20 protein-coding genes are annotated in these 18,835 nt (G+C 29.8%); 18 read left to right on the top strand and 2 right to left on the bottom strand.

Translation table 11 applies throughout. The features are described from left to right. Window positions 1-105 precede the first annotated feature (105 nt). From IAA47_06975 to IAA47_06925, 11 genes are all read left to right on the top strand, one after another. On the top strand, window positions 106-645 hold the full coding sequence (locus tag IAA47_06975; protein ID MBU3842705.1) for a hypothetical protein: 540 nt from the start codon (window positions 106-108) through the stop codon (window positions 643-645). After that, a complete protein-coding gene (locus tag IAA47_06970; protein ID MBU3842704.1) occupies window positions 645-1,142 on the top strand; it encodes a helix-turn-helix domain-containing protein in 498 nt (165 codons plus the stop codon). Before IAA47_06975 ends, IAA47_06970 begins: the two co-directional genes overlap by 1 nt. Window positions 1,143-1,286: 144 nt before the next feature. Continuing rightward, window positions 1,287-2,543 (top strand): GntP family permease, encoded by a 1,257-nt coding sequence (locus IAA47_06965; protein ID MBU3842703.1) that lies wholly within the window; start codon window positions 1,287-1,289, stop codon window positions 2,541-2,543. A gap of 13 nt (window positions 2,544-2,556) precedes the next feature. After that, window positions 2,557-3,693 (top strand): glycerate kinase, encoded by a 1,137-nt coding sequence (locus IAA47_06960; GenBank protein ID MBU3842702.1) that lies wholly within the window; start codon window positions 2,557-2,559, stop codon window positions 3,691-3,693. A gap of 427 nt (window positions 3,694-4,120) precedes the next feature. After that, window positions 4,121-5,425 (top strand): diaminopimelate decarboxylase, encoded by a 1,305-nt coding sequence (gene lysA / locus IAA47_06955; GenBank protein ID MBU3842701.1) that lies wholly within the window; start codon window positions 4,121-4,123, stop codon window positions 5,423-5,425. 180 nt (window positions 5,426-5,605) lie between these two features. Continuing rightward, entirely contained in the window at window positions 5,606-6,442 is an 837-nt protein-coding gene (gene dapF, locus IAA47_06950) for a diaminopimelate epimerase (protein ID MBU3842700.1), read from the top strand. 9 nt (window positions 6,443-6,451) lie between these two features. Next, window positions 6,452-7,693, top strand: a complete 1,242-nt coding sequence (locus tag IAA47_06945) for a dicarboxylate/amino acid:cation symporter (protein MBU3842699.1) — start codon at window positions 6,452-6,454, stop codon at window positions 7,691-7,693. A gap of 169 nt (window positions 7,694-7,862) precedes the next feature. Next, window positions 7,863-9,113 carry a serine/threonine transporter SstT gene (gene sstT, locus IAA47_06940; GenBank protein ID MBU3842698.1) on the top strand — a complete coding sequence of 417 codons (1,251 nt, stop codon included), beginning with the start codon at window positions 7,863-7,865 and terminating at the stop codon, window positions 9,111-9,113. Between the two features lie 158 nt (window positions 9,114-9,271). Beyond that, on the top strand, window positions 9,272-10,462 hold the full coding sequence (locus IAA47_06935; GenBank protein MBU3842697.1) for an ATP-grasp domain-containing protein: 1,191 nt from the start codon (window positions 9,272-9,274) through the stop codon (window positions 10,460-10,462). Window positions 10,463-10,478: 16 nt separating this feature from the next. Next, window positions 10,479-11,231: an esterase gene (locus IAA47_06930; GenBank protein ID MBU3842696.1), complete on the top strand. Its 753-nt coding sequence runs from the start codon at window positions 10,479-10,481 to the stop codon at window positions 11,229-11,231. 9 nt (window positions 11,232-11,240) lie between these two features. Then, entirely contained in the window at window positions 11,241-11,999 is a 759-nt protein-coding gene (locus tag IAA47_06925) for a prolyl oligopeptidase family serine peptidase (GenBank protein ID MBU3842695.1), read from the top strand. Between the two features lie 109 nt (window positions 12,000-12,108). On the opposite strand, the gene IAA47_06920 is transcribed toward IAA47_06925, so the two are convergent. Beyond that, on the bottom strand, window positions 12,109-12,789 hold the full coding sequence (locus IAA47_06920) for a DUF554 domain-containing protein (GenBank protein ID MBU3842694.1): 681 nt from the start codon (window positions 12,787-12,789) through the stop codon (window positions 12,109-12,111). Between the two features lie 228 nt (window positions 12,790-13,017). Here IAA47_06920 and IAA47_06915 point away from each other — a divergent pair, with 228 nt between their 5' ends. The 5 genes from IAA47_06915 to IAA47_06895 all read left to right on the top strand — a co-directional run bounded on the left by IAA47_06915 (window position 13,018) and on the right by IAA47_06895 (window position 16,499). Continuing rightward, window positions 13,018-13,797, top strand: a complete 780-nt coding sequence (locus tag IAA47_06915) for an MBL fold metallo-hydrolase (GenBank protein MBU3842693.1) — start codon at window positions 13,018-13,020, stop codon at window positions 13,795-13,797. An 11-nt stretch (window positions 13,798-13,808) separates the two neighbouring features. Next, complete coding sequence (locus IAA47_06910) at window positions 13,809-14,399, top strand: uracil-DNA glycosylase (GenBank protein ID MBU3842692.1); 591 nt, start codon at window positions 13,809-13,811, stop codon at window positions 14,397-14,399. Beyond that, entirely contained in the window at window positions 14,392-14,943 is a 552-nt protein-coding gene (locus IAA47_06905; GenBank protein ID MBU3842691.1) for a 5-formyltetrahydrofolate cyclo-ligase, read from the top strand. Before IAA47_06910 ends, IAA47_06905 begins: the two co-directional genes overlap by 8 nt. Window positions 14,944-14,999: 56 nt before the next feature. Further along, on the top strand, window positions 15,000-15,749 hold the full coding sequence (locus IAA47_06900) for a YebC/PmpR family DNA-binding transcriptional regulator (GenBank protein MBU3842690.1): 750 nt from the start codon (window positions 15,000-15,002) through the stop codon (window positions 15,747-15,749). A 138-nt stretch (window positions 15,750-15,887) separates the two neighbouring features. Next, window positions 15,888-16,499, top strand: coding sequence for a MarR family transcriptional regulator (locus IAA47_06895; protein ID MBU3842689.1), 612 nt, complete (start codon window positions 15,888-15,890; stop codon window positions 16,497-16,499). Between the two features lie 98 nt (window positions 16,500-16,597). On the opposite strand, the gene IAA47_06890 is transcribed toward IAA47_06895, so the two are convergent. Further along, a complete protein-coding gene (locus IAA47_06890; GenBank protein MBU3842688.1) occupies window positions 16,598-17,137 on the bottom strand; it encodes an XRE family transcriptional regulator in 540 nt (179 codons plus the stop codon). A gap of 196 nt (window positions 17,138-17,333) precedes the next feature. On the opposite strand from IAA47_06890, the gene speD reads away from it, so the two are divergent. Together speD and speE are read left to right on the top strand one after the other, a co-directional pair. Next, complete coding sequence (gene speD / locus IAA47_06885) at window positions 17,334-17,765, top strand: adenosylmethionine decarboxylase (GenBank protein MBU3842687.1); 432 nt, start codon at window positions 17,334-17,336, stop codon at window positions 17,763-17,765. Beyond that, complete coding sequence (gene speE / locus IAA47_06880) at window positions 17,759-18,610, top strand: polyamine aminopropyltransferase (protein MBU3842686.1); 852 nt, start codon at window positions 17,759-17,761, stop codon at window positions 18,608-18,610. Before speD ends, speE begins: the two co-directional genes overlap by 7 nt. The last annotated feature ends 225 nt before the right edge of the window (window positions 18,611-18,835 follow it).

Below are 18,835 nucleotides of genomic sequence, written 5' to 3'. Positions count from 1 at the left end.
AATCTAAAGTAATAGATGTAGTTTTTTATATATTTATAAGAAATTAGTGGGGGAATTAATTATAATGGAGATATCAAAAAAATAGCACAAAGTATTGTTTTTGAAATGAAAAAAATTATAGAGAAAGATTTGAATTTTATAGATAGTAATGGAATAATAATTGCTAGTACAGATGATAAAAGAATAGGAAGTTATCATGAAGGAGGGAAACAGGTAGTATTAAAAAATGATATTGTAAAAGTTACTAGAGATGAAGAATATATAGGAGCTAAAAAAGGGATAAATTTACCACTTAAATTTAACGGGGAGTTAATCGGAGTAATTGGAATTTCTGGAGAAACTAACGAAGTTGAAAAATATGGACAAATTATAAAAAGAATGTCAGAAATTTTGATAAAAGAGGCATATATTTTAAAGAAAAATGAAGAGGAAAATGAAAAAGAAAAGTTATTTTTAGAGGGATTACTTTTTCAAAATAATTATTTATATAATCCAAATATTTTTTCTAAAGATTTAGAAGTTTTAGAAGCAATAAGAAGTGGAGTAGTAATAGTAGGAAAATTAAAAAAAAGATATGAATTAGAGTTTGTAAAACAATTTTATGAAAAGGTTAGAGTAAAAGTAAAAAAAATAATGGATATATGATGATCAATCAAAATTTGATGATAATATTGATACTTTGTAAAACTAAAGAGAAAATAGAAGATTTTATTTCAGAATTTGAAAAAGAGGAAGAAATTATATTTGGAATAGGAGAGATAAAAACTCAAATAGGAGCACTAAAAGATTCATATTATGAGGGAAAAGAAGCCTTAGAATGGGGAACTAAAAATAAAGAAAAAATTACTTTTTATAGAGAACTAGACTTAGAACTTATTGTAATGAATATATCAGAGGAATTAGTAAAAGTATATAGAAAGAAAATTTTTAAAAATTTAACAGAAAAAGAATTGCAAGAGCTTAAAGAAATATTTTTACTGTATGAAAAAAATAATGGATCTCTTCAAAAAATAGCGAAAGCTTTATTTATTCATATCAATACACTTCAATATAAATTAAATAAATTTTCAGATAAAATAAATTTAGATATGAGAAAATATGAAGATTTTACCAAAATTAAAATAGGGTTTATGTTGAAATAAAAAAATGTTATATATAACAAATAAAAATGCATAAAATGTTTAAAAATTTGTTTTATATAATATTGTTATTTATATTTTTATTTTATAATATATAAATATAATGTATGTAAAATAATCTAAATATATAAAAAAAGGAGGAAAAGAATGATAACAATATCAGCTTTAGGAGCAGTTGTTGGGCTTGGAGTAGCAATAATACTAATTATAAAAAAGATAAACCCAGCATACTCATTAATTTTAGGATCAATTATAGGTGGTTTAGTAGGAGGAGCTAATATCTCTGAGACAGTTTCTTTGATGATAACAGGAGCTCAAGGTATGATACCTGCAATATTAAGGATAATTACAGCTGGAGTTTTGGCTGGAGTTTTAATAGAAACAGGTGCAGCTAGTAAAATTGCGGAAACAATTATAGAAAAATTAGGAGAATCAAAAGCTATAATTGCTATAGTTTTATCAACTATGATACTTACAATGGTAGGGGTATTTATAGATGTATCTGTAATAACTGTAGCACCAATTGCTATGGCAATAGCAAAGAGAACAAATCTTTCAAGAACAGGAGTTTTAATAGCTATGGTAGGTGGAGGGAAAGCTGGAAATATAATGTCTCCAAATCCTAATGCAATAGCAGCAGCGGATGCTTTTAATATTCCTTTAACTTCAGTTATGATAGCAGGAATTATTCCAGCTATATTTGGGATAATAGTGAGTGTTATTATAGCTAAAGCTCTTTCTAAGAAGGGAAGCCAAATATCAGATGATGATTTAGGTAATAAAAAGATAGAGGAAGGACCAAGCTTTATAAGTGCAATTATTGGTCCAGTTGTTGCTATATTTCTTTTAGCTTTAAGACCAGTAGCTGGGATATCAATAGATCCTTTAGTAGCTTTACCTATAGGTGGATTAATAGGATGTCTAGCTATGGGAAAAATAAAATACTTTAATAGTTACTGTGTATTTGGATTAGGGAAAATGGTAGGAGTAGCAATTTTATTAATAGGAACTGGAACTATATCAGGAATAATAGCAAATTCAGGATTGAAAGATGTATTAACAAATTTTTTAACATCTACAGGAGCACCAGCATATTTACTTGCTTCACTATCTGGAATATTAATGAGTGGAGCAACTGCTTCAACTACTTCAGGAACAGCTGTTGCAAGTCAAGTTTTTGGACCAACAATATTAAGTTTAGGAATATTACCTGTAAATGCTGCAGCAATGATACATTCAGGAGCAACTGTTTTGGATCATTTACCACATGGAAGTTTTTTCCATGCAACAGGTGGAAGTGTGAATATGGAGATGAAAGAGAGGTTAGCATTAATACCATTTGAATCATTAGTTGGACTTAGTTTAGCAGTTGTATCAGCAATAATTTATGGAGTATTATTCTAAGAGGGAGAGTATGATGAAGATAGTATTAGCACCAGATTCATTTAAAGAGAGTATGACAGCAAATGAGTGTTGTATAGCAATAGAAAAAGGATTGAGAAAGGTTATTCCAAATTTAGAATGTGTGTTAGTTCCTATGGCAGATGGAGGAGAGGGAACAACTCAATCATTAGTTGATGCAACAGGTGGAGAGTTTTATATAACAGAAGTAACTGGACCATTAGGAGAAAAGAGAAAGGCACGTTTTGGAATACTTGGAGATAAAAAAATAGCAGTTTTAGAAATGGCAGCAGCAAGTGGTTTGGAATTAGTTCCAAGAGACAAAAGAGATGCTATGATAACTACTACATATGGAACAGGAGAGTTAATAAAAGCGGCTTTAGATAGAAATGTAGAGACTATCTTAATAGGAATAGGAGGAAGTGCAACCAATGATGGAGGAGCAGGTATGATACAAGCTCTTGGTGGAAAACTTTTAGATATAGATGGTAAAGAGATAGGATTTGGTGGAGGAGCCTTATCTAAATTAGATAAAATAGATATTTCTAATTTAGATAAAAGATTGAAGAATACAAAAATAATAGTGGCTTGTGATGTACAAAATCCATTGACTGGTCCTACAGGAGCATCTCATATTTTTGGAAAACAAAAGGGAGCTAATGAAGAACAAAGAGAAATATTGGATAACAATTTGAAACAGTATGCTGAAATAATTAGAAGAGATGTAGGAGTAGATATAGAAAATATAGCAGGAGCAGGAGCTGCAGGGGGACTAGGAGCTGGATTAATGGCTTTTCTATCAGCAGAATTAAGAAAAGGTATAGATATAGTTATAGAGTATAGCAAACTAGAAGAGAAACTTCAAGGAGCAAATTTAGTTATAACTGGAGAGGGAAGCATAGATGGTCAAACTAGATTTGGAAAAACACCATATGGAGTAGCTAAAGTTGCTCAAAGATATGATATTCCAGTAATAGCCTTTGCAGGAAATATAGGAAGTGATGTAAATCTTCTTTATGAATATGGATTTACGGCTATATTACCAATACTTCCGAGAGTAGAAACTTTAGAGAATGCAATTTTGAATGGTAAAGAAAATATAGAATATGCGAGTGAAAGTCTAGGAAGAGTAATAAATATTTATAAAAAGTAAAATAATATATATATAAAATATATTTTACTTGAAATATTATATGTTATATAATAGCAAAAATGATAGAGGTGCAATTGACATAAGTAGTATCTCGGAGTTTGACAGACTTTGAGGAGATATGAAAGGGGAGATTGCCGAAATGAAAATCAAGGTCAAAGGATTTTTGTTGGTAATTCAGATAAGATCTGCTTTACTGTCATTGAAAATTTCAATGGAGAGCTATCTAATACTATTATAAATTAATTATAATAAATATTATATATTTTTTTATTTATTAAAAAATTATTTAAAAAGTAAAAGGATAGCAGATATTAAAAATTAAAGAGAGTATTTTAACTCAAATTAATTTTTAATAAAGCTATCCTTTTTAGTTTATAAAAATAGTTGGTTAGATAGAATCAAATACATAAAAAACTTGGAGGAAAATATGAGATTTTTTGGAACAATGAGAGATGAAAATGGAGTTTTATCAATAGGAGGAGTAAAAGTAACAGAACTTGCACAGAAGTATGGAACTCCATTATATATAATGGATCAAGAATTGGTTGAAGAGAATATGAGAAAATACAAAAAGAACTTTAGAAGTGAAAAATTCAAGACACAGATAGTTTATGCTTCAAAGGCTTTTTTAGCAAAGGCAATGTGTCAATTAGTAGAAAAATATGATATGGATATAGATGCAGTATCAGGTGGAGAGCTATATACTATAAAGGCTAGTGGAATTGATATGCAAAGGGTACATATGCATGGAAATAATAAATCTATAGATGAGTTAGAGATGTGTGTCGAGTATGGAATTGGAAGTATAATAATAGATAATGAATTAGAGATAGATAATCTATCTGAAGTTTGTAAAAGAAAAGAAAAAAAGATAAAAGCTTTGTTGAGAATTAATATTGGGATAGATGCTCATACTCATGAGTATATAAAAACATCTAAACACTCATCAAAGTTTGGAGAATCAATTTTTGATGAAAAAATAGTAGATATTGTTGAAAAAATAGTTAAAGATAAAAATATAGAATTTTTAGGATTTCACTGCCATATAGGGTCACAAATATTTGATACAAAGGCTTTTTATGAAGGGATTGAAACAATGATATTAGAGACAAAGAGAATATCTAAGCTTTTAGGTGTGAAGATACCAGAGATAAATTTAGGAGGAGGATTTGGAGTTTATTATACAGAGAATGATGTAGAGGTAGATATTGAAAACTTTATGAGAAGTATGATAGAACATTTGGAGGCGAGTTTAGAAAAGTATAATCTGGACATAGAAAAAGTTTCAATAGAACCAGGAAGAAGTATAGTTGGAAATGCTGGAAGTACATTATATACTGTTGGAGGAGTAAAGCAGACATATGGTGGAATAAAGTATATGTTTATAGATGGTGGAATGACAGATAATATAAGACCAGCTCTATATCAAGCCGAATATGAAGCAACTATTGCTAATAGACTAGATGGAGAGGAAAAAGAGGTAGTAACAGTTGCTGGAAAGTGTTGTGAATCAGGGGATCTGATTATAAAAGAGAAAACTCTGCCTAAGGCAGAGAGAGGGGATTTACTATTAGTATCAACAACTGGAGCTTATGGATATTCAATGTCAAGTAATTACAATAAGATAGTGAGACCAGCAGTGGTATTTGTAAAAAATGGTAAATGCTCTTTAGCAATTAGAAGAGAAAGTTTTGAAGATTTAGTAAAAAATGATTTAGCTATAGAGTTGTAATTCTATAATTATGAATATTAAATATAATAAAAATCCTTTATTTAATAAATTTAATTGTAAAAAATATGAATGAAAAAATAAAAAAATTGAATAATAGTAAAAAAAGAGAAACTCTATTAAAATATTATAGTAAGATTAATAGAGTTTATTAATTATGGAGAGAAGAGAGGGAAGGAAAATATGAGATTTTCAAAGTTACAAGCAGCAGGAAATGACTTCATTTTAATAAATGGTTTAGAGTATAGAGAGTTAGAGTTAAGTAGCACAGCTAAAAAAGTATGTGATAGACATTTTGGTATTGGTGCTGATGGAATGATGACTTGTGAGGAGAGTAAGGTTGCAGATATAAAGATGAATTATTACAACTCTGATGGATCAAGAGGAGAGATGTGTGGAAATGGAATCAGATGTTTCTCAAAGTTTATCTATGATAATGGTATTGTAAAGAAAGAGCAATTCTCTGTTGAAACTGATGCTGGAATAAAGTATATAAATTTAACAATAGAAAATGGAAAGGTAAAATATATCTCTGTGGATATGGGAAAGGTAGATTTCAGACCGGAAGTAATACCTTGTAATATAGCAAAGGAGCATGTATTAGAGGAGAGAGTAGAAGTTGAAGGAAGAGAGCTTGAGATATCATCTGTATTAATGGGAGTACCACATACTGTGATCTTAGTAGATGATTATAAGGGATATGATATAGATAAATTAGGTAAGATTATAGAGTATAGAACAGATATATTTCCTAAAAAAACAAATGTGAATTTTATTCAAGTAATAGATGATGAAAATATTATTATAAAAACATGGGAAAGAGGGGCTGGAAGAACATTGGGGTGTGGAACAGGATGTTGTTCAGCAGCAGCAATAGCTCATAGATTAGGAAAAATAAATGGAAATAGAGTAAAAATGATAACAGAGGGTGGAGAGGTCTTTGTCGAGTTAGATAGTAACTATAATATTCTGATGAAGGGAAGTGCTGAAACCATCTGTACAGGAGAATTTTTATTATAGGAGAGTATAATGGATAAAAAAGAAGTTTGGAAAGCATATAGATTTTCAATAATTTTAATTGGAGCTATAGTAGTTGGAAGTTTTATAGGAGTTAATTTTGGTGAAAAAGCAAAAGTTTTGAAACCATTGGGGGATTTATTTATAAATGGAATGTTTACAATAGTTGTACCATTAGTTTTTACAACAATAAGTAGTTCTATCTCAAGTATGAGTGATATGAGAAGATTGAAAAGTATATTAAGTAACTTACTATTAGTATTCATTTCAACAGGATTTATTGCAGCTATAATTATTCTTATAGTAGTAAATATATTTCCACCAGCTCAAGGAGTTAATCTGAATCTTTCTATAAATGAAACTTTAAAACCTTTTCAAACAGGAGATCAAATTGTAAAAGCTATTACGGTTAGAGATTTTCCAGAATTAATATCAAGAGAAAATATGTTACCATTAATACTATTTTCTATTGTTTTTGGACTTTGTATAAATATGATAGGTGAGAAGGGAAAAATTATAGCTAATGGTTTAGAGGCTTTAGCAGAAGTATTTTTAAAGATGATAAATCTATTGATGTACTATGCTCCAATAGGACTAGGAGCTTATTTTGCAGCATTAGTAGGAGAGTATGGACAAGAATTAATAGGTTCATATACGAGAGCTATGATAATATATTACCCACTTTGCTTAGCTTATTTTCTGATAATGTTTCCGATTTATGGATATATAGCAGCTGGAAAAGAGGGAGTAAAGAGTATGAAAAACTTAATCTCTCCAGCTATTACTTCTGTAGCTACTCAAAGTAGTATAGCTACCTTACCAGTAAACCTAGAGGCAGCTAGGAAGATAGGAGTACCCAAAGATATAAGAGAGATAGTTTTACCAATTGGAGCTACAGCTCATATGGATGGAACAGTATTCAGTTCAATATTAAAGATATCTTTTTTATTTGGAATTTTTAATATTCCTTTTGAAGGAGTAGGAACGTATGTAAGTGCTTTACTTCTTTCTATTTTAGGTGGAGTAGTTATGTCAGGAGTACCAGGTGGAGGACTAATAGGAGAGATGTTGATAGTTGCTATGTATGGGTTTCCACCAGAAGCTTTTCCAATAATAGCTACTATAGGATATTTAGTAGATCCTCCAGCTACGATGATAAATGCTACCGGAGATACAGTCGCAGCAATGTTAGTTACAAGAATGGTTGAAGGAAAAGATTGGCTAAAGAAAAATTTAACTAAAAAAGAAAAATAAATAATAAAAAATAAAATAAAAAAAGAGATTATTACTAATATCATGATGATATAAAAATAATTCTCTTTTTTTTTATAAAAATTACTTGCATAAATTAAAAGTTTATGATATATTGTTTCTTATATAAAGACACGTGTTTCTAAAACGAAGACATAAGAGGAGAGATTTTATGATAAAATTATATGAAAAATGGATTAAAATTAGTTTAATAAAGAGAATACTAGTTGGTATGGTAATAGGAATATTTCTTGCTATAGTAGCTCCACAAAAAGCTAGTGGAATTGTAATATTTGGAGATTTATTTGTAAGTGCTTTAAAAGCTATTGCTCCAGTACTTGTTTTTTTCTTGGTTATAGCTGCTGTTGTTCAGCATAAGAAAGGACAAAAGACAAATATGCAATCAATAATAGTGTTATATTTACTAGGAACATTTTTAGCAGCTGTTGTAGCTGTTATAGGAAGTTTTATTTTTCCGGTAGATCTTATATTAAAAGCCAGTGAGAGTAGTATAGCTCCTCCTGGAAATATAGTTGGAGTACTAAAAGGATTACTAATGAACTTAGTAGATAATCCAGTAAATGCTCTTATTAAAGGAAATTATATAGGAATTCTTTTCTGGAGTATTCTTTTTGGATTTTTCTTGAGAGAGGGAAATGAAAATACGAAGAGTGTTGTAATTGATATATCAGAGGTTATTTTAAAAGTTGTAAAAACTGTAATTGAGTGTGCTCCAATAGGTATTATGGGACTTATATTTAATTCATTAAGTACAAATGGATTAGCTAGTTTATTGGCATATGGAAAGTTAATTTTATTATTACTTGGATGTATGGCTTTCGTAGCCTTTGTTGTAAATCCTCTTATAGTTTGGGTTATGATTAGACAAAACCCATATCCATTAACATTGAAATGTTTAAAATATAGTGGAGTTACAGCTTTTTTTACAAGAAGTTCTGCGGCTAATATACCAGTAAATATGAGTTTATGTGAAGAATTAGGTTTAGATAAAGATGTATATTCAGTTTCAATTCCTTTAGGAGCAACAATAAATATGGCAGGAGCAGCTATTACAATATCGGTATTTGCTCTAAGTGCAGCTCATACTTTGGGAGTACAAGTGGATATATTTTCGGCAATATTATTAAGTATATTATCAGCTATAAGTGCTTGTGGAGCTTCTGGAGTAGCTGGAGGGTCATTACTTCTTATTCCATTAGCATGTAGTCTATTTGGTATCTCTAATGATATAGCAATGCAAGTTGTTGGAGTAGGATTTATAATAGGAGTTATTCAAGACTCTTGTGAAACTGCACTTAACTCATCTACAGATGTTTTATTTACAAGTATTGCAGAATATGCTAACTGGAGAAAAGAGGGAAGAAAGATATCATTTTCAAGGGTTGAAAATGTAGCTAAATAAAAGCTAATAAAATAACAAAGAGGTTATTATAAGTGGGAACTTGTAATAACCTCTTAATAATTTTATTTAAAGTTAAATTTAACTTTACTTTATAAAATAAGTGTGATATATTGTATCTTAATAACTAAATATTCATAAACATAATAGGGAGGGATTTTATGAATTTTATTTTTATTTCACCAAATTTTCCAAAAAGTTATTGGAACTTTTGTAGAGGATTAAAAAATAATGGAGTTAATACTTTAGGAATAGGAGATGCAGAATATGACTTTTTAAGTGATGAGTTAAAAAGTTCGTTGAATGAGTATTATAAAGTATCTTCATTAGAAAATTACGATGAGGTGTATAGAGCCTGTGCTTACTTTGCGTTTAAATATGGAAAGATAGATTGGTTAGAGTCAAATAACGAGTATTGGTTACTACGTGATGCACAACTACGTACAGACTTTAATATTACTTCAGGATTAAGAAATGATAAAATTGCTGGAATAAAATACAAGAGCAAAATGAAGGAATTTTATAAGAAGGCTGGAGTAAAAACAGCTAGATACCATTTAGTAACAACTTTTGAAGAGGGGAAAAAGTTTATAAAATCAGTGGGATTTCCAGTAGTTGTTAAGCCAGATAATGGGGTAGGGGCAGCAGCTACTTATAAATTAAAAAATGAAGAAGAGATGAAATTTTTCTATGATAATTTAGGAGAAGAACAGTATATCATGGAAGAGTTTGTAAATGGTGAGTTACTCTCTTATGATGGAATAGCTGGAAGAGATAAAGAAATTATATTTGAAACAGCTCATGTATATCCAGTACCAATAATGGATATAGTAAATAATGGAATGGATGTAATGTATTACTCATATAGAGAGATTCCAGAAGATTTAAAAGAAGCTGGAAGAAAAGTTGTTCAAACTTTTGATACTAATAGTAGAGTTTTCCATTGTGAATTTTTTAGGTTACTTGAAGATAAGCCAGGATTAGGGAAAAAAGGGGATATTATAGGTTTAGAAGTGAATATGCGTCCACCTGGAGGATATACACCAGATATGATGAACTATGCTAATGATATAGATGTATATCAAATTTGGGCAAATATGGTAACATATAATGAGGGGTATTTTGATAAAGAATCAAGACCTTATTGTTGCGTATATGCAGCTAGAAGAGATGGTTATAATTATGTTCATAGTATAGATAGTGTATTGAGTAAATATGGGAACAATATTGTAATGAAAGAGAGAATGCCAGAGGTATTATCTGGAGCTATGGGAAATGATATGTTGACAGCTAGATTTCCAGAGCAAGATCAAGCTATAGAGTTTATTGATTTTTACTTAAAAAAAATGTAATATTAGGGGGAGTTTTATGCATGTAAATCATTATAGACACTACAGTCACAACTTAGGAAGAGAGATGGAATTTTTAGTATATGGTCATGGTGGAAGACCAATAGTTGTTTTTCCAGCTCAAGATGGAAGGTTTTATGATTTCTATAATTTTGGAATGGTAGATGCAGCAACTGAATATATAAACCAAGGGAAGATTATGCTGTTTTGTGTAGATAGTATAGATGGTGAGTCTTGGTCTAGATTAGGAGAAAACTATGAAAATAGAATAGCTCAACATGATAGATGGTTCAAATATGTAATGGATGAGGCTATACCAAAATTTAGACAGATTTATGGAGATAGAACTGGAGATTATAACTGTCAATTTATGACTACTGGGTGTAGTATGGGAGCTTATCACGCTTTAAACTTTTTCTTACGTCGTCCAGATGTTTTTAATGGAGTGATAGCTTTAAGTGGACTATACCATGCTGGATATTTCTTCCCAAACTATAATAATGGAACAATATATGAAAATTCTCCAAATGATTATATGAGAAATATACCTTGGAATCATGAGGTTTTAGGAAAATATAGAAATTCTGATATTATTCTATGTTGTGGTCAAGGAAGATGGGAAGAAGAGTGTATCAAGGATACTGCCGATTTAAAAGTAGAATTTGATAGATTACAAGTTCCAGTATGGATAGATTTTTGGGGATATGATGTAGACCATGATTGGCCTTGGTGGAAAGTACAATTCCCTTACTTTTTAAAATTTGTAGTGTAGGAGTTAGTTATGGTATTAAAAGAGAGAATATATATAGAACCGTTCAATCTTCATAGAATGCTTCACATATATTTACCAGATGACATTCAACTAAATGAAAAATTTCCGGTAATATATATGTTTGATGGACATAATCTGTTCTACGATTCAGATGCTACATATGGAAAATCATGGGGGATAAAAGAGGTATTAGATAATCATAAACAAAGAGTTATAATTGTTGGATTGGAATGTAATCATGAAGGAAATAGGAGATTATGTGAATTTTCTCCGTACTCTTTTAATGATAAGATTTTTGGAGAGGTAACAGGACTAGGAAAGATTACTATAGAGTGGATTTGTAATGTATTAAAGCCATATATAGATGAAAAATTTCCTACAAAACCGGAAAGAGAGTATACAGCTTTAGGTGGTAGTTCAATGGGAGGACTGATGTCTGTATATGGATTAGCGGCAAGATCAGATATATTCTCAATGGGAATATGTGTATCTTCTTTTTATGATCATATTTTTAAAAAGTTAGTAGATGATATTTCAAAGTTTAAAATTCATAAGAAAACAAAGGCTTATATAAGTTGGGGAAATCATGAATTTCATACCAAAAAGCAATTAGCAGTAGGAACTGAAAAAAATATGATAGTTACAAGAATATTTTCTCAAAAAGGAGTAACAGTATTTCCACATATGATGGTTGATGGAGCTCATAATGAGGAGTCTTGGGAAAAAGAAACATTAACATGGTTATATGAGCTGGGATTGTATAAATAAGCTAACAAAAAAGATGGAATAAGAAATTAAAATAATTCAAGAATGACTTATATTCAAAGAAAAGAGAATTTTGTCATTCTTGAATTTTATTTTTAGCTAATTTTCAAATTTATAAAAATCTTTTAATTAGAAAAAATAGAATAGGTATCAATAGAGCTGGAAGAAGATTTAAAGTTTTTATATTTTTAATTTTTAATACTCCAAGTCCTGTTGCAACAATTAAAAAACCACCAACGATACAAAGCTCCACTATTAGTTCTTCACTAAAGAAATCTAGGCAAATATATTTAGTAAGGAAGTAGATACTTCCTTGCCAACAAAATAGAATAAGTGCTACAATAATTAATCCTATTCCATAGGTAGAGGAGAATATTACAGAACCTACAAAGTCTAAAGAAGCATTAGTAAATAAAAATGTATAATCACTTTTTAAGGCTGCCATTACAGATCCGACTATAGAAAGAGAGCCTATACAGAAAAGAAGAGCTGCTGTTACAATTCCCTCTCCAAGATTTCCCTTAGCATATTTTTTTATAAGGGTTTGTATTTTATCATCTAAATCAAATTTTGTTCCTATTACAGATCCAATAACTAAACTGACAATAAAAAGCACCGGATATCCACTTTTATTCATATTTGATATGACTGAGCTAAATCCAATACCACAAGCAGCTAAACCACAAGCATTTAACATAGCTTCTTCATATTTTTGAGGGATCCCTTTTTTTATAAATCCCCCTATTAAGCAACCAGCTATTATAGCTAAAGTATTAACAATTGTTCCGAACATATTTTATAACTCCTTATATATTTGATAGTAAAAGTTTTAAAAAATCAGACATCTTATTATTTTAAATTTTTACATTATAAGTTATACTACAGAATAGAAAAAATTTCTAGAAATATTTTAGCTTTAAAGATAGCAAGCTAAATTAAAATATTCTCAAAAGTTGTTTTTTATGGTATAAATTATATATTGATAATATTTAGATTTTATAGTCTTAGAAGGGAAAAATAGATGAAAATTTCGATACTTGGAAGTGGAAGTGGAGGAAATGCCACATACATAGAGAGTGAAAATGGAAAAATTTTAATTGATGCAGGATTTAGTTGTAAAAAAATCGAGGAGAGATTAAATTCTATTCAAAGAGAACTTTCGGATATAAATGGAATTTTAATTACCCATGAGCATATTGACCATATACAGGGAGCTGGAATTATATCAAGAAAATATAATATACCAATCTATATTACTCAGGAGAGTTTTAAAGCTGGAGAGGCTAAGCTTGGAAAGATTTCCACCGAAAATTTAAAAATTATAGATAATAAGAAATTTATAATAAATGATAGTTTGCTGATAAAGCCCTTTGATGTGATGCATGACGCTCAAAGAACAGTAGGTTATAGGATTGAGTCTCAAAATGGAAAAATAGCTGCTATATCTACAGATATAGGGTATGTAAATAATATAGTGAGAGAAAACTTTAAAGAGGCAGATATAATGGTAATAGAGAGTAATTATGATTATAATATGCTTATGAATTGTAGTTATCCTTGGGATTTAAAGGCTAGAGTTAAAAGTAGAAATGGGCATTTATCAAATAATGAAGCAGCTAAATTTATTAAAGAGATGTATAATGAAAAATTGAAAAAGATATATTTAGCTCATATAAGTAAGGATAGTAATAATCCAGATATTGTAAGAGATACTGTAGCTCAGGAGTTAAGAGCTAATAGAATAAGAGTAGAGTACGAATTAGCTAGACAGGATATGGCTACTGAATTATTCGAATTATAGGAGGTGCAAAGTTGGAAGAGATAGATAATTTTTGGGAAGAGATAAAATTTGAAGTAGGAATATTAGGAAAAACATATGGGGATACAGCAGAGAGAAAGGTACTTGTAGGAAGTGGAAATAGAGAGGGGAAGATACTTTTTATAGGAGATGACCCAGATTTATATCAAAATGAGGATTTAAAAGTTGCACCTAGTTCGAGTGGAGAGTTTTTAATAAAACTTTGTGATATTGAAGGTATAGAACCAGAGAATTACTATATTACTACTTTAGCTAAGAGAGATTGCAAGTTTTCAGAGTTTATGGATGAGGAGAAAGAGCAATTAAAGGAACTATTAAATATGCAAATAGCCCTAATAAAACCGAAGATAATAGTTGCCTTAGGGGCTGAAGTTGCTGAAAACTTATTAGGTAGAGATGTAAAATTGGGTGAAGAGAGAGGAAAGATTTTAGAATGGATTGGTGGAATAAAACTTTTCATTACATATGATGTGAATTTTGTAAAAAAATCTAGGAATGAAGATGGTAAAAAATCTAGGGCTGCTTTAGAATTTTGGAATGATTTAAAAATTTTGAAACAAGAGTTGGATAAGATAGATGGATAAAAAGGCATTAAGAAAAAGTATAAAACAAATTAGAAATTCTCTTCCAGAGAGTGAAAGAAAATCTCAAAGTATATTAATATGTAAAAAGTTATTAGAATTAGATGAATATAAGAAAGCTAACAAAATTTTATCCTTTATGAATTTTGGAAGTGAAATTGAGATTGAAAATTTTAATCAAGAAGTTTTGAAAAATGGTAAAAAACTATATCTTCCAAGAGTAGAGAAGGACGGAACATTATCAGTGATAGAGTATGGAACTGGTTTTTCAATAGGAGCCTTTGGAATAAGAGAGCCTATAGGGGAGATATATATGGGTGAGTTAGATTTGATAGTAACCCCTGGATTAGCTTTTGATAGAGATGGAAATAGGCTGGGATATGGAAAAGGGTATTATGACAAACTTTTTATACAGCATACTAATTCTGTAAAGATAGCTCCAATATTTGATATTCAACTAGTTGAAAAAGTTCCGAGTGAAGAACATGATATGAAAGTAAATATATTAATTACTAAAAATGAGGTTTTAAAAGTTAAGAAGTATTGAAAAAACTTAGTTAATATGTTAAAATCTAATATAAGAAAAAAATTAGGAGGTTTATTGTGGCAGGACATAGTAAATGGGCAAATATCCAACACAGAAAAGGAGCTCAAGATAAAAAAAGAGCAAAATTATTCACTAAATTTGGTAGAGAGTTAACAATCGCAGCTAAAGAAGGTGGAGGAGATCCTAGTTTCAACCCAAGATTAAGACTTGCAATAGAGAAAGCAAAAGCTGGGAATATGCCTAAGGATATATTAGAAAGAGCAATCAAAAAAGGAACAGGAGAGCTTGAAGGAGTAGACTTCATAGAGATGAGATATGAAGGATATGGACCAGTAGGTACAGCTTTTATAGTTGACGTAGTAACAGATAATAAAAACAGATCAGCTTCTGAACTTAGAATGACTTTCACAAGAAAAGGTGGAAACTTAGGTACAGATGGTGCTGTTGCATGGATGTTCAAAAAGCAAGGAGTAATTACAGTAAAATCTGAAGGAATAGATGCAGATGAATTTATGATGGCAGCTTTAGAAGCTGGAGCAGAAGATGTTTCTGAAGAAAATGGAGTATTTGAAGTAATTACTGATTATACAGAGTTCCAAAATGTATTAGAAAGTTTAAAAGCAGCTGGATATAACTATGAAGAGGCAGAGATAGCTATGAATCCAGAAAATAAAGTAGAGATAACTGATTTAGATACAGCTAAAAAAGTAATGGCTCTTTATGATGCTTTAGATGATTTAGATGACGTTCAAGAGGTTTATGCAAACTTTGATATAGCTGATGATATATTAGCTCAATTAGATTAATTAATATTTTCAAGGGTATGAAATTGCTATTTGTAGTTTCATACTCTTTTTTTAATATCAAGGTACCTTGACAAATTAAAAATAAAATGCTATCATAATATCAAGGTACCAAGATAAATTTTGAAAAGAAGGTGTATTATGGATAATATAAAAGGAATAACAAATTGTAGCCAATGTGGAAGAGGGTGTCATATCCCTGCTTTAATGTGTGGAAGAGGTATCAGATTTTTCGAAATATTAAAATCTAGTGATACAGAGGAAAAAGAAGAGAAAAAAGGATGTTGTGGAAGTGGAGAGGGACATCATCATGGTCATCACCATGGACATGGGTGTGGATGTGGAAAGCATAGAGAGCACCTACCAATGGATGAATTATCAGAATTAATAAGAAAATGTAACCACTATATAGTTCATCATAAGGGAAGAGGTCAAGGAAAAATTTTAAAAATTTTAGCAAAGCAAGGTGAGATATCACAAAAAGATCTACAAGATATTTTAGAGATTCAATCTGGATCAATCAGTGAGTTATTGGCTAAATTAGAGGAAAAAGGTATGATAGTTAGAACAAAATCGGAAGAGGATAAAAGAAAAGCTATTATATCAATAACAGAATTAGGAAGAGAAAAAGTAGCTAACTGTGGATGTAAAAATAGAGCTGAAAGACTTTATGCTGGACTTTCAAAAGAGGAAAAAGAGGATTTAAAAAGATTATTAAATAAATTAGTAGAGAGTTGGAATAATCAAGATTAATATAAAATAAAATTGTAAATACTTTCAGCTACCAATTATAATGTGAAATAATTTCTAATTTTTTTAACAAAGAGTAGCTGAGAGTTATTACAATTACATTAAAAAGATGGTGGAGTAGAAACCCAAAGGATCTGAGCAACTCCTTTTCCAGAATTAGAGAGATAGTGATTTTTTCCTGAATTATAATAAAAAGACTCACCTTTTTTAGCTTTAAAAATATTTTCTCCTAAATGAATATTAATCTCTCCTTCAAGTATATATCCAAACTCTTGACCATCATGGGCTATCTCTTCTTTATATCTTCCCCCCTCTTCTAAGGTAAGTAAAATAGGTTCCATCTGATTTTTTTGAGCATTTGGAATAATCCATTCAACTTTATACTTCATTTTAGAGTCAATAACTTCAAAGGCATCATTAAGATTAAAAACAATTTTTTCATCAGTATCATCACTAAAAAAATCCTTAAGATTTGTTCCTAATCCCTCTAAAATATCAGCTAAATTTGTAATAGATGGAGAAGTTAAATCTCTTTCTACTTGAGAAATAAATCCTTTTGATAATTCACAACGACTCGCTAGTTCATCTTGAGTTAGATATTTTTCTTGTCTCAATCTTTTTATTTTTTTTCCTATATTCATATTAAAATCTCCCTTTATATTGAGTAATTATAGTATATTCTATTTGATCTAAAAAATCAATTGACAAATTCATAAAAAAATTATATTATATTCTTAGTTTAATATATTTAATTTTAAATATATTTTTTTGTTACAAAGTTAAATATATTAATTTTAAAATTTAATTTATAATTATACTGGTATATTGGAGGGAAAATTGAAACTAGAAACACTTGGAAGACATATTTTAATTGAATTTTACAACTGTAATGAGGAGATAATGAAAAATCCTGAAATTATTGAAAAGAGAATGAATGAAGCAGCAAGGGTGGCTAATGCTACAATAGTCCAATCTGTATTTCATCATTTTAACCCGTATGGAGTATCTGGAGCAGTTATAATTTCAGAATCACATTTAGCTATACACACTTGGCCTGAGTATGGATATGCTGCTGTTGATGTATTTACTTGTGGAGATAAGATAAATCCTTGGACAGCTTTTAAATTTTTAGAGGATGTATTTGAAGCTGATAGAAGTGAGTCAATTGAAGTTCCAAGAGGAATGGTTGAAAAGATTAGGAATTTTTCACATAGAGATTTAGGAAAGATAACTTTTAAGCCAGAGGTAGTAGAGGAGGAAGTATGTTAGATTTATGGTATAGTGAAAATTGGTCAGATGAGACAAAATTTTCTATAAAGGTAAAAGAGCACATTTATTCAGAGCAAACTCCTTTTCAAAAAATAGATTTCTTTGTATCTAATGAATATGGAAGATTTTTTACATTAGATGGACTTATTATGATAACGGAGAAAGATGAGTTTTCTTATCATGAGATGATAACCCATGTGCCTATGTGCACTAATTTAAATATAAAAAATGTTTTGGTAATAGGTGGAGGAGATGGTGGAACAGTAAGAGAGCTCACTAGATACTCTTCAATAGAGAGAATAGATATGGTAGAGATAGATGAAAGAGTAGTTAGACTTTCACAGAAATTCCTTCCTTTTACTGCAGATAAACTGACAGATGGGAGAGTAACACTTTATTTTGAAGATGGATTAAAATTTGTAAAAGAGTGTAAAGATAAAATATATGATTTGATATTAGTTGATTCGACTGATCCGATTTCAGTTGGAGAGGGGCTTTTTAGTAAGGAATTTTATGAAGATTGCTTTAGAATCTTAAAAGAGGATGGAATCTTAGTAAATCAGCACGAATCACCTTATTATGAGAAATATGCTACAGAGATGAAAAAAGCTCATGATAAAATAAAACATATTTTTCCGATAGCTAAGGTGTATCAATTTCATCAGCCAACTTATGCCTCTGGGCATTGGTTATTTGGTTTTGCTTCAAAGAAATATGATCCAATAAAGGATTGTAGCACTGAGAATTGGGATAAGTTGGGAATAGAAACAAAATACTATAATACAGAAATACAAAGAGCTTGTTTTGTATTACCAAATTATGTAAAGAAAAAATTGGAAGAATAGAAAAAGAAGGGGGAGTTTTGCAATTTAAGAATTTGCACTCTCCCTTTCCTAAATAAATTAATAGTTAGGTAGTTAAGCTATATCAAATTCAGATTTGTAACTACTCAGGTCTATAATTAAAAAACTAAGACTTTCTTCAAAAAATTTGAAGAAGGTCTTTTTTTGTTGCCAAAAATATGATATACTATTTAAGTACTTTTTTGATTAGGAGGTGAACCATTATGA

The sequence above is a fragment of the Candidatus Fusobacterium pullicola genome, from assembly GCA_018883725.1.
GTDB lineage: Bacteria > Fusobacteriota > Fusobacteriia > Fusobacteriales > Fusobacteriaceae > Fusobacterium_A > Fusobacterium_A pullicola.
This window is presented reverse-complemented; position numbering and strand designations above follow the sequence as displayed.

Bases quoted from the DNA above. Each gene is read 5' to 3' on its own strand.
- IAA47_06920 (MBU3842694.1), bottom strand. From the start codon at position 12,789: ATGTTCGGAACAATTGTTAATACTTTAGCTATAATAGCTGGTTGCTTA.
- IAA47_06960 (MBU3842702.1), top strand. From the start codon at position 2,557: ATGAAGATAGTATTAGCACCAGATTCATTTAAAGAGAGTATGACAGCA.
- lysA (MBU3842701.1), top strand. From the start codon at position 4,121: ATGAGATTTTTTGGAACAATGAGAGATGAAAATGGAGTTTTATCAATA.
- IAA47_06965 (MBU3842703.1), top strand. From the start codon at position 1,287: ATGATAACAATATCAGCTTTAGGAGCAGTTGTTGGGCTTGGAGTAGCA.
- IAA47_06890 (MBU3842688.1), bottom strand. From the start codon at position 17,137: ATGAATATAGGAAAAAAAATAAAAAGATTGAGACAAGAAAAATATCTA.
- IAA47_06970 (MBU3842704.1), top strand. From the start codon at position 645: ATGATCAATCAAAATTTGATGATAATATTGATACTTTGTAAAACTAAA.
- IAA47_06945 (MBU3842699.1), top strand. From the start codon at position 6,452: ATGGATAAAAAAGAAGTTTGGAAAGCATATAGATTTTCAATAATTTTA.
- sstT (MBU3842698.1), top strand. From the start codon at position 7,863: ATGATAAAATTATATGAAAAATGGATTAAAATTAGTTTAATAAAGAGA.
- speE (MBU3842686.1), top strand. From the start codon at position 17,759: ATGTTAGATTTATGGTATAGTGAAAATTGGTCAGATGAGACAAAATTT.
- IAA47_06895 (MBU3842689.1), top strand. From the start codon at position 15,888: ATGGATAATATAAAAGGAATAACAAATTGTAGCCAATGTGGAAGAGGG.
- dapF (MBU3842700.1), top strand. From the start codon at position 5,606: ATGAGATTTTCAAAGTTACAAGCAGCAGGAAATGACTTCATTTTAATA.
- IAA47_06975 (MBU3842705.1), top strand. From the start codon at position 106: ATGAAAAAAATTATAGAGAAAGATTTGAATTTTATAGATAGTAATGGA.
- IAA47_06915 (MBU3842693.1), top strand. From the start codon at position 13,018: ATGAAAATTTCGATACTTGGAAGTGGAAGTGGAGGAAATGCCACATAC.
- IAA47_06925 (MBU3842695.1), top strand. From the start codon at position 11,241: ATGGTATTAAAAGAGAGAATATATATAGAACCGTTCAATCTTCATAGA.
- IAA47_06930 (MBU3842696.1), top strand. From the start codon at position 10,479: ATGCATGTAAATCATTATAGACACTACAGTCACAACTTAGGAAGAGAG.
- IAA47_06905 (MBU3842691.1), top strand. From the start codon at position 14,392: ATGGATAAAAAGGCATTAAGAAAAAGTATAAAACAAATTAGAAATTCT.
- IAA47_06935 (MBU3842697.1), top strand. From the start codon at position 9,272: ATGAATTTTATTTTTATTTCACCAAATTTTCCAAAAAGTTATTGGAAC.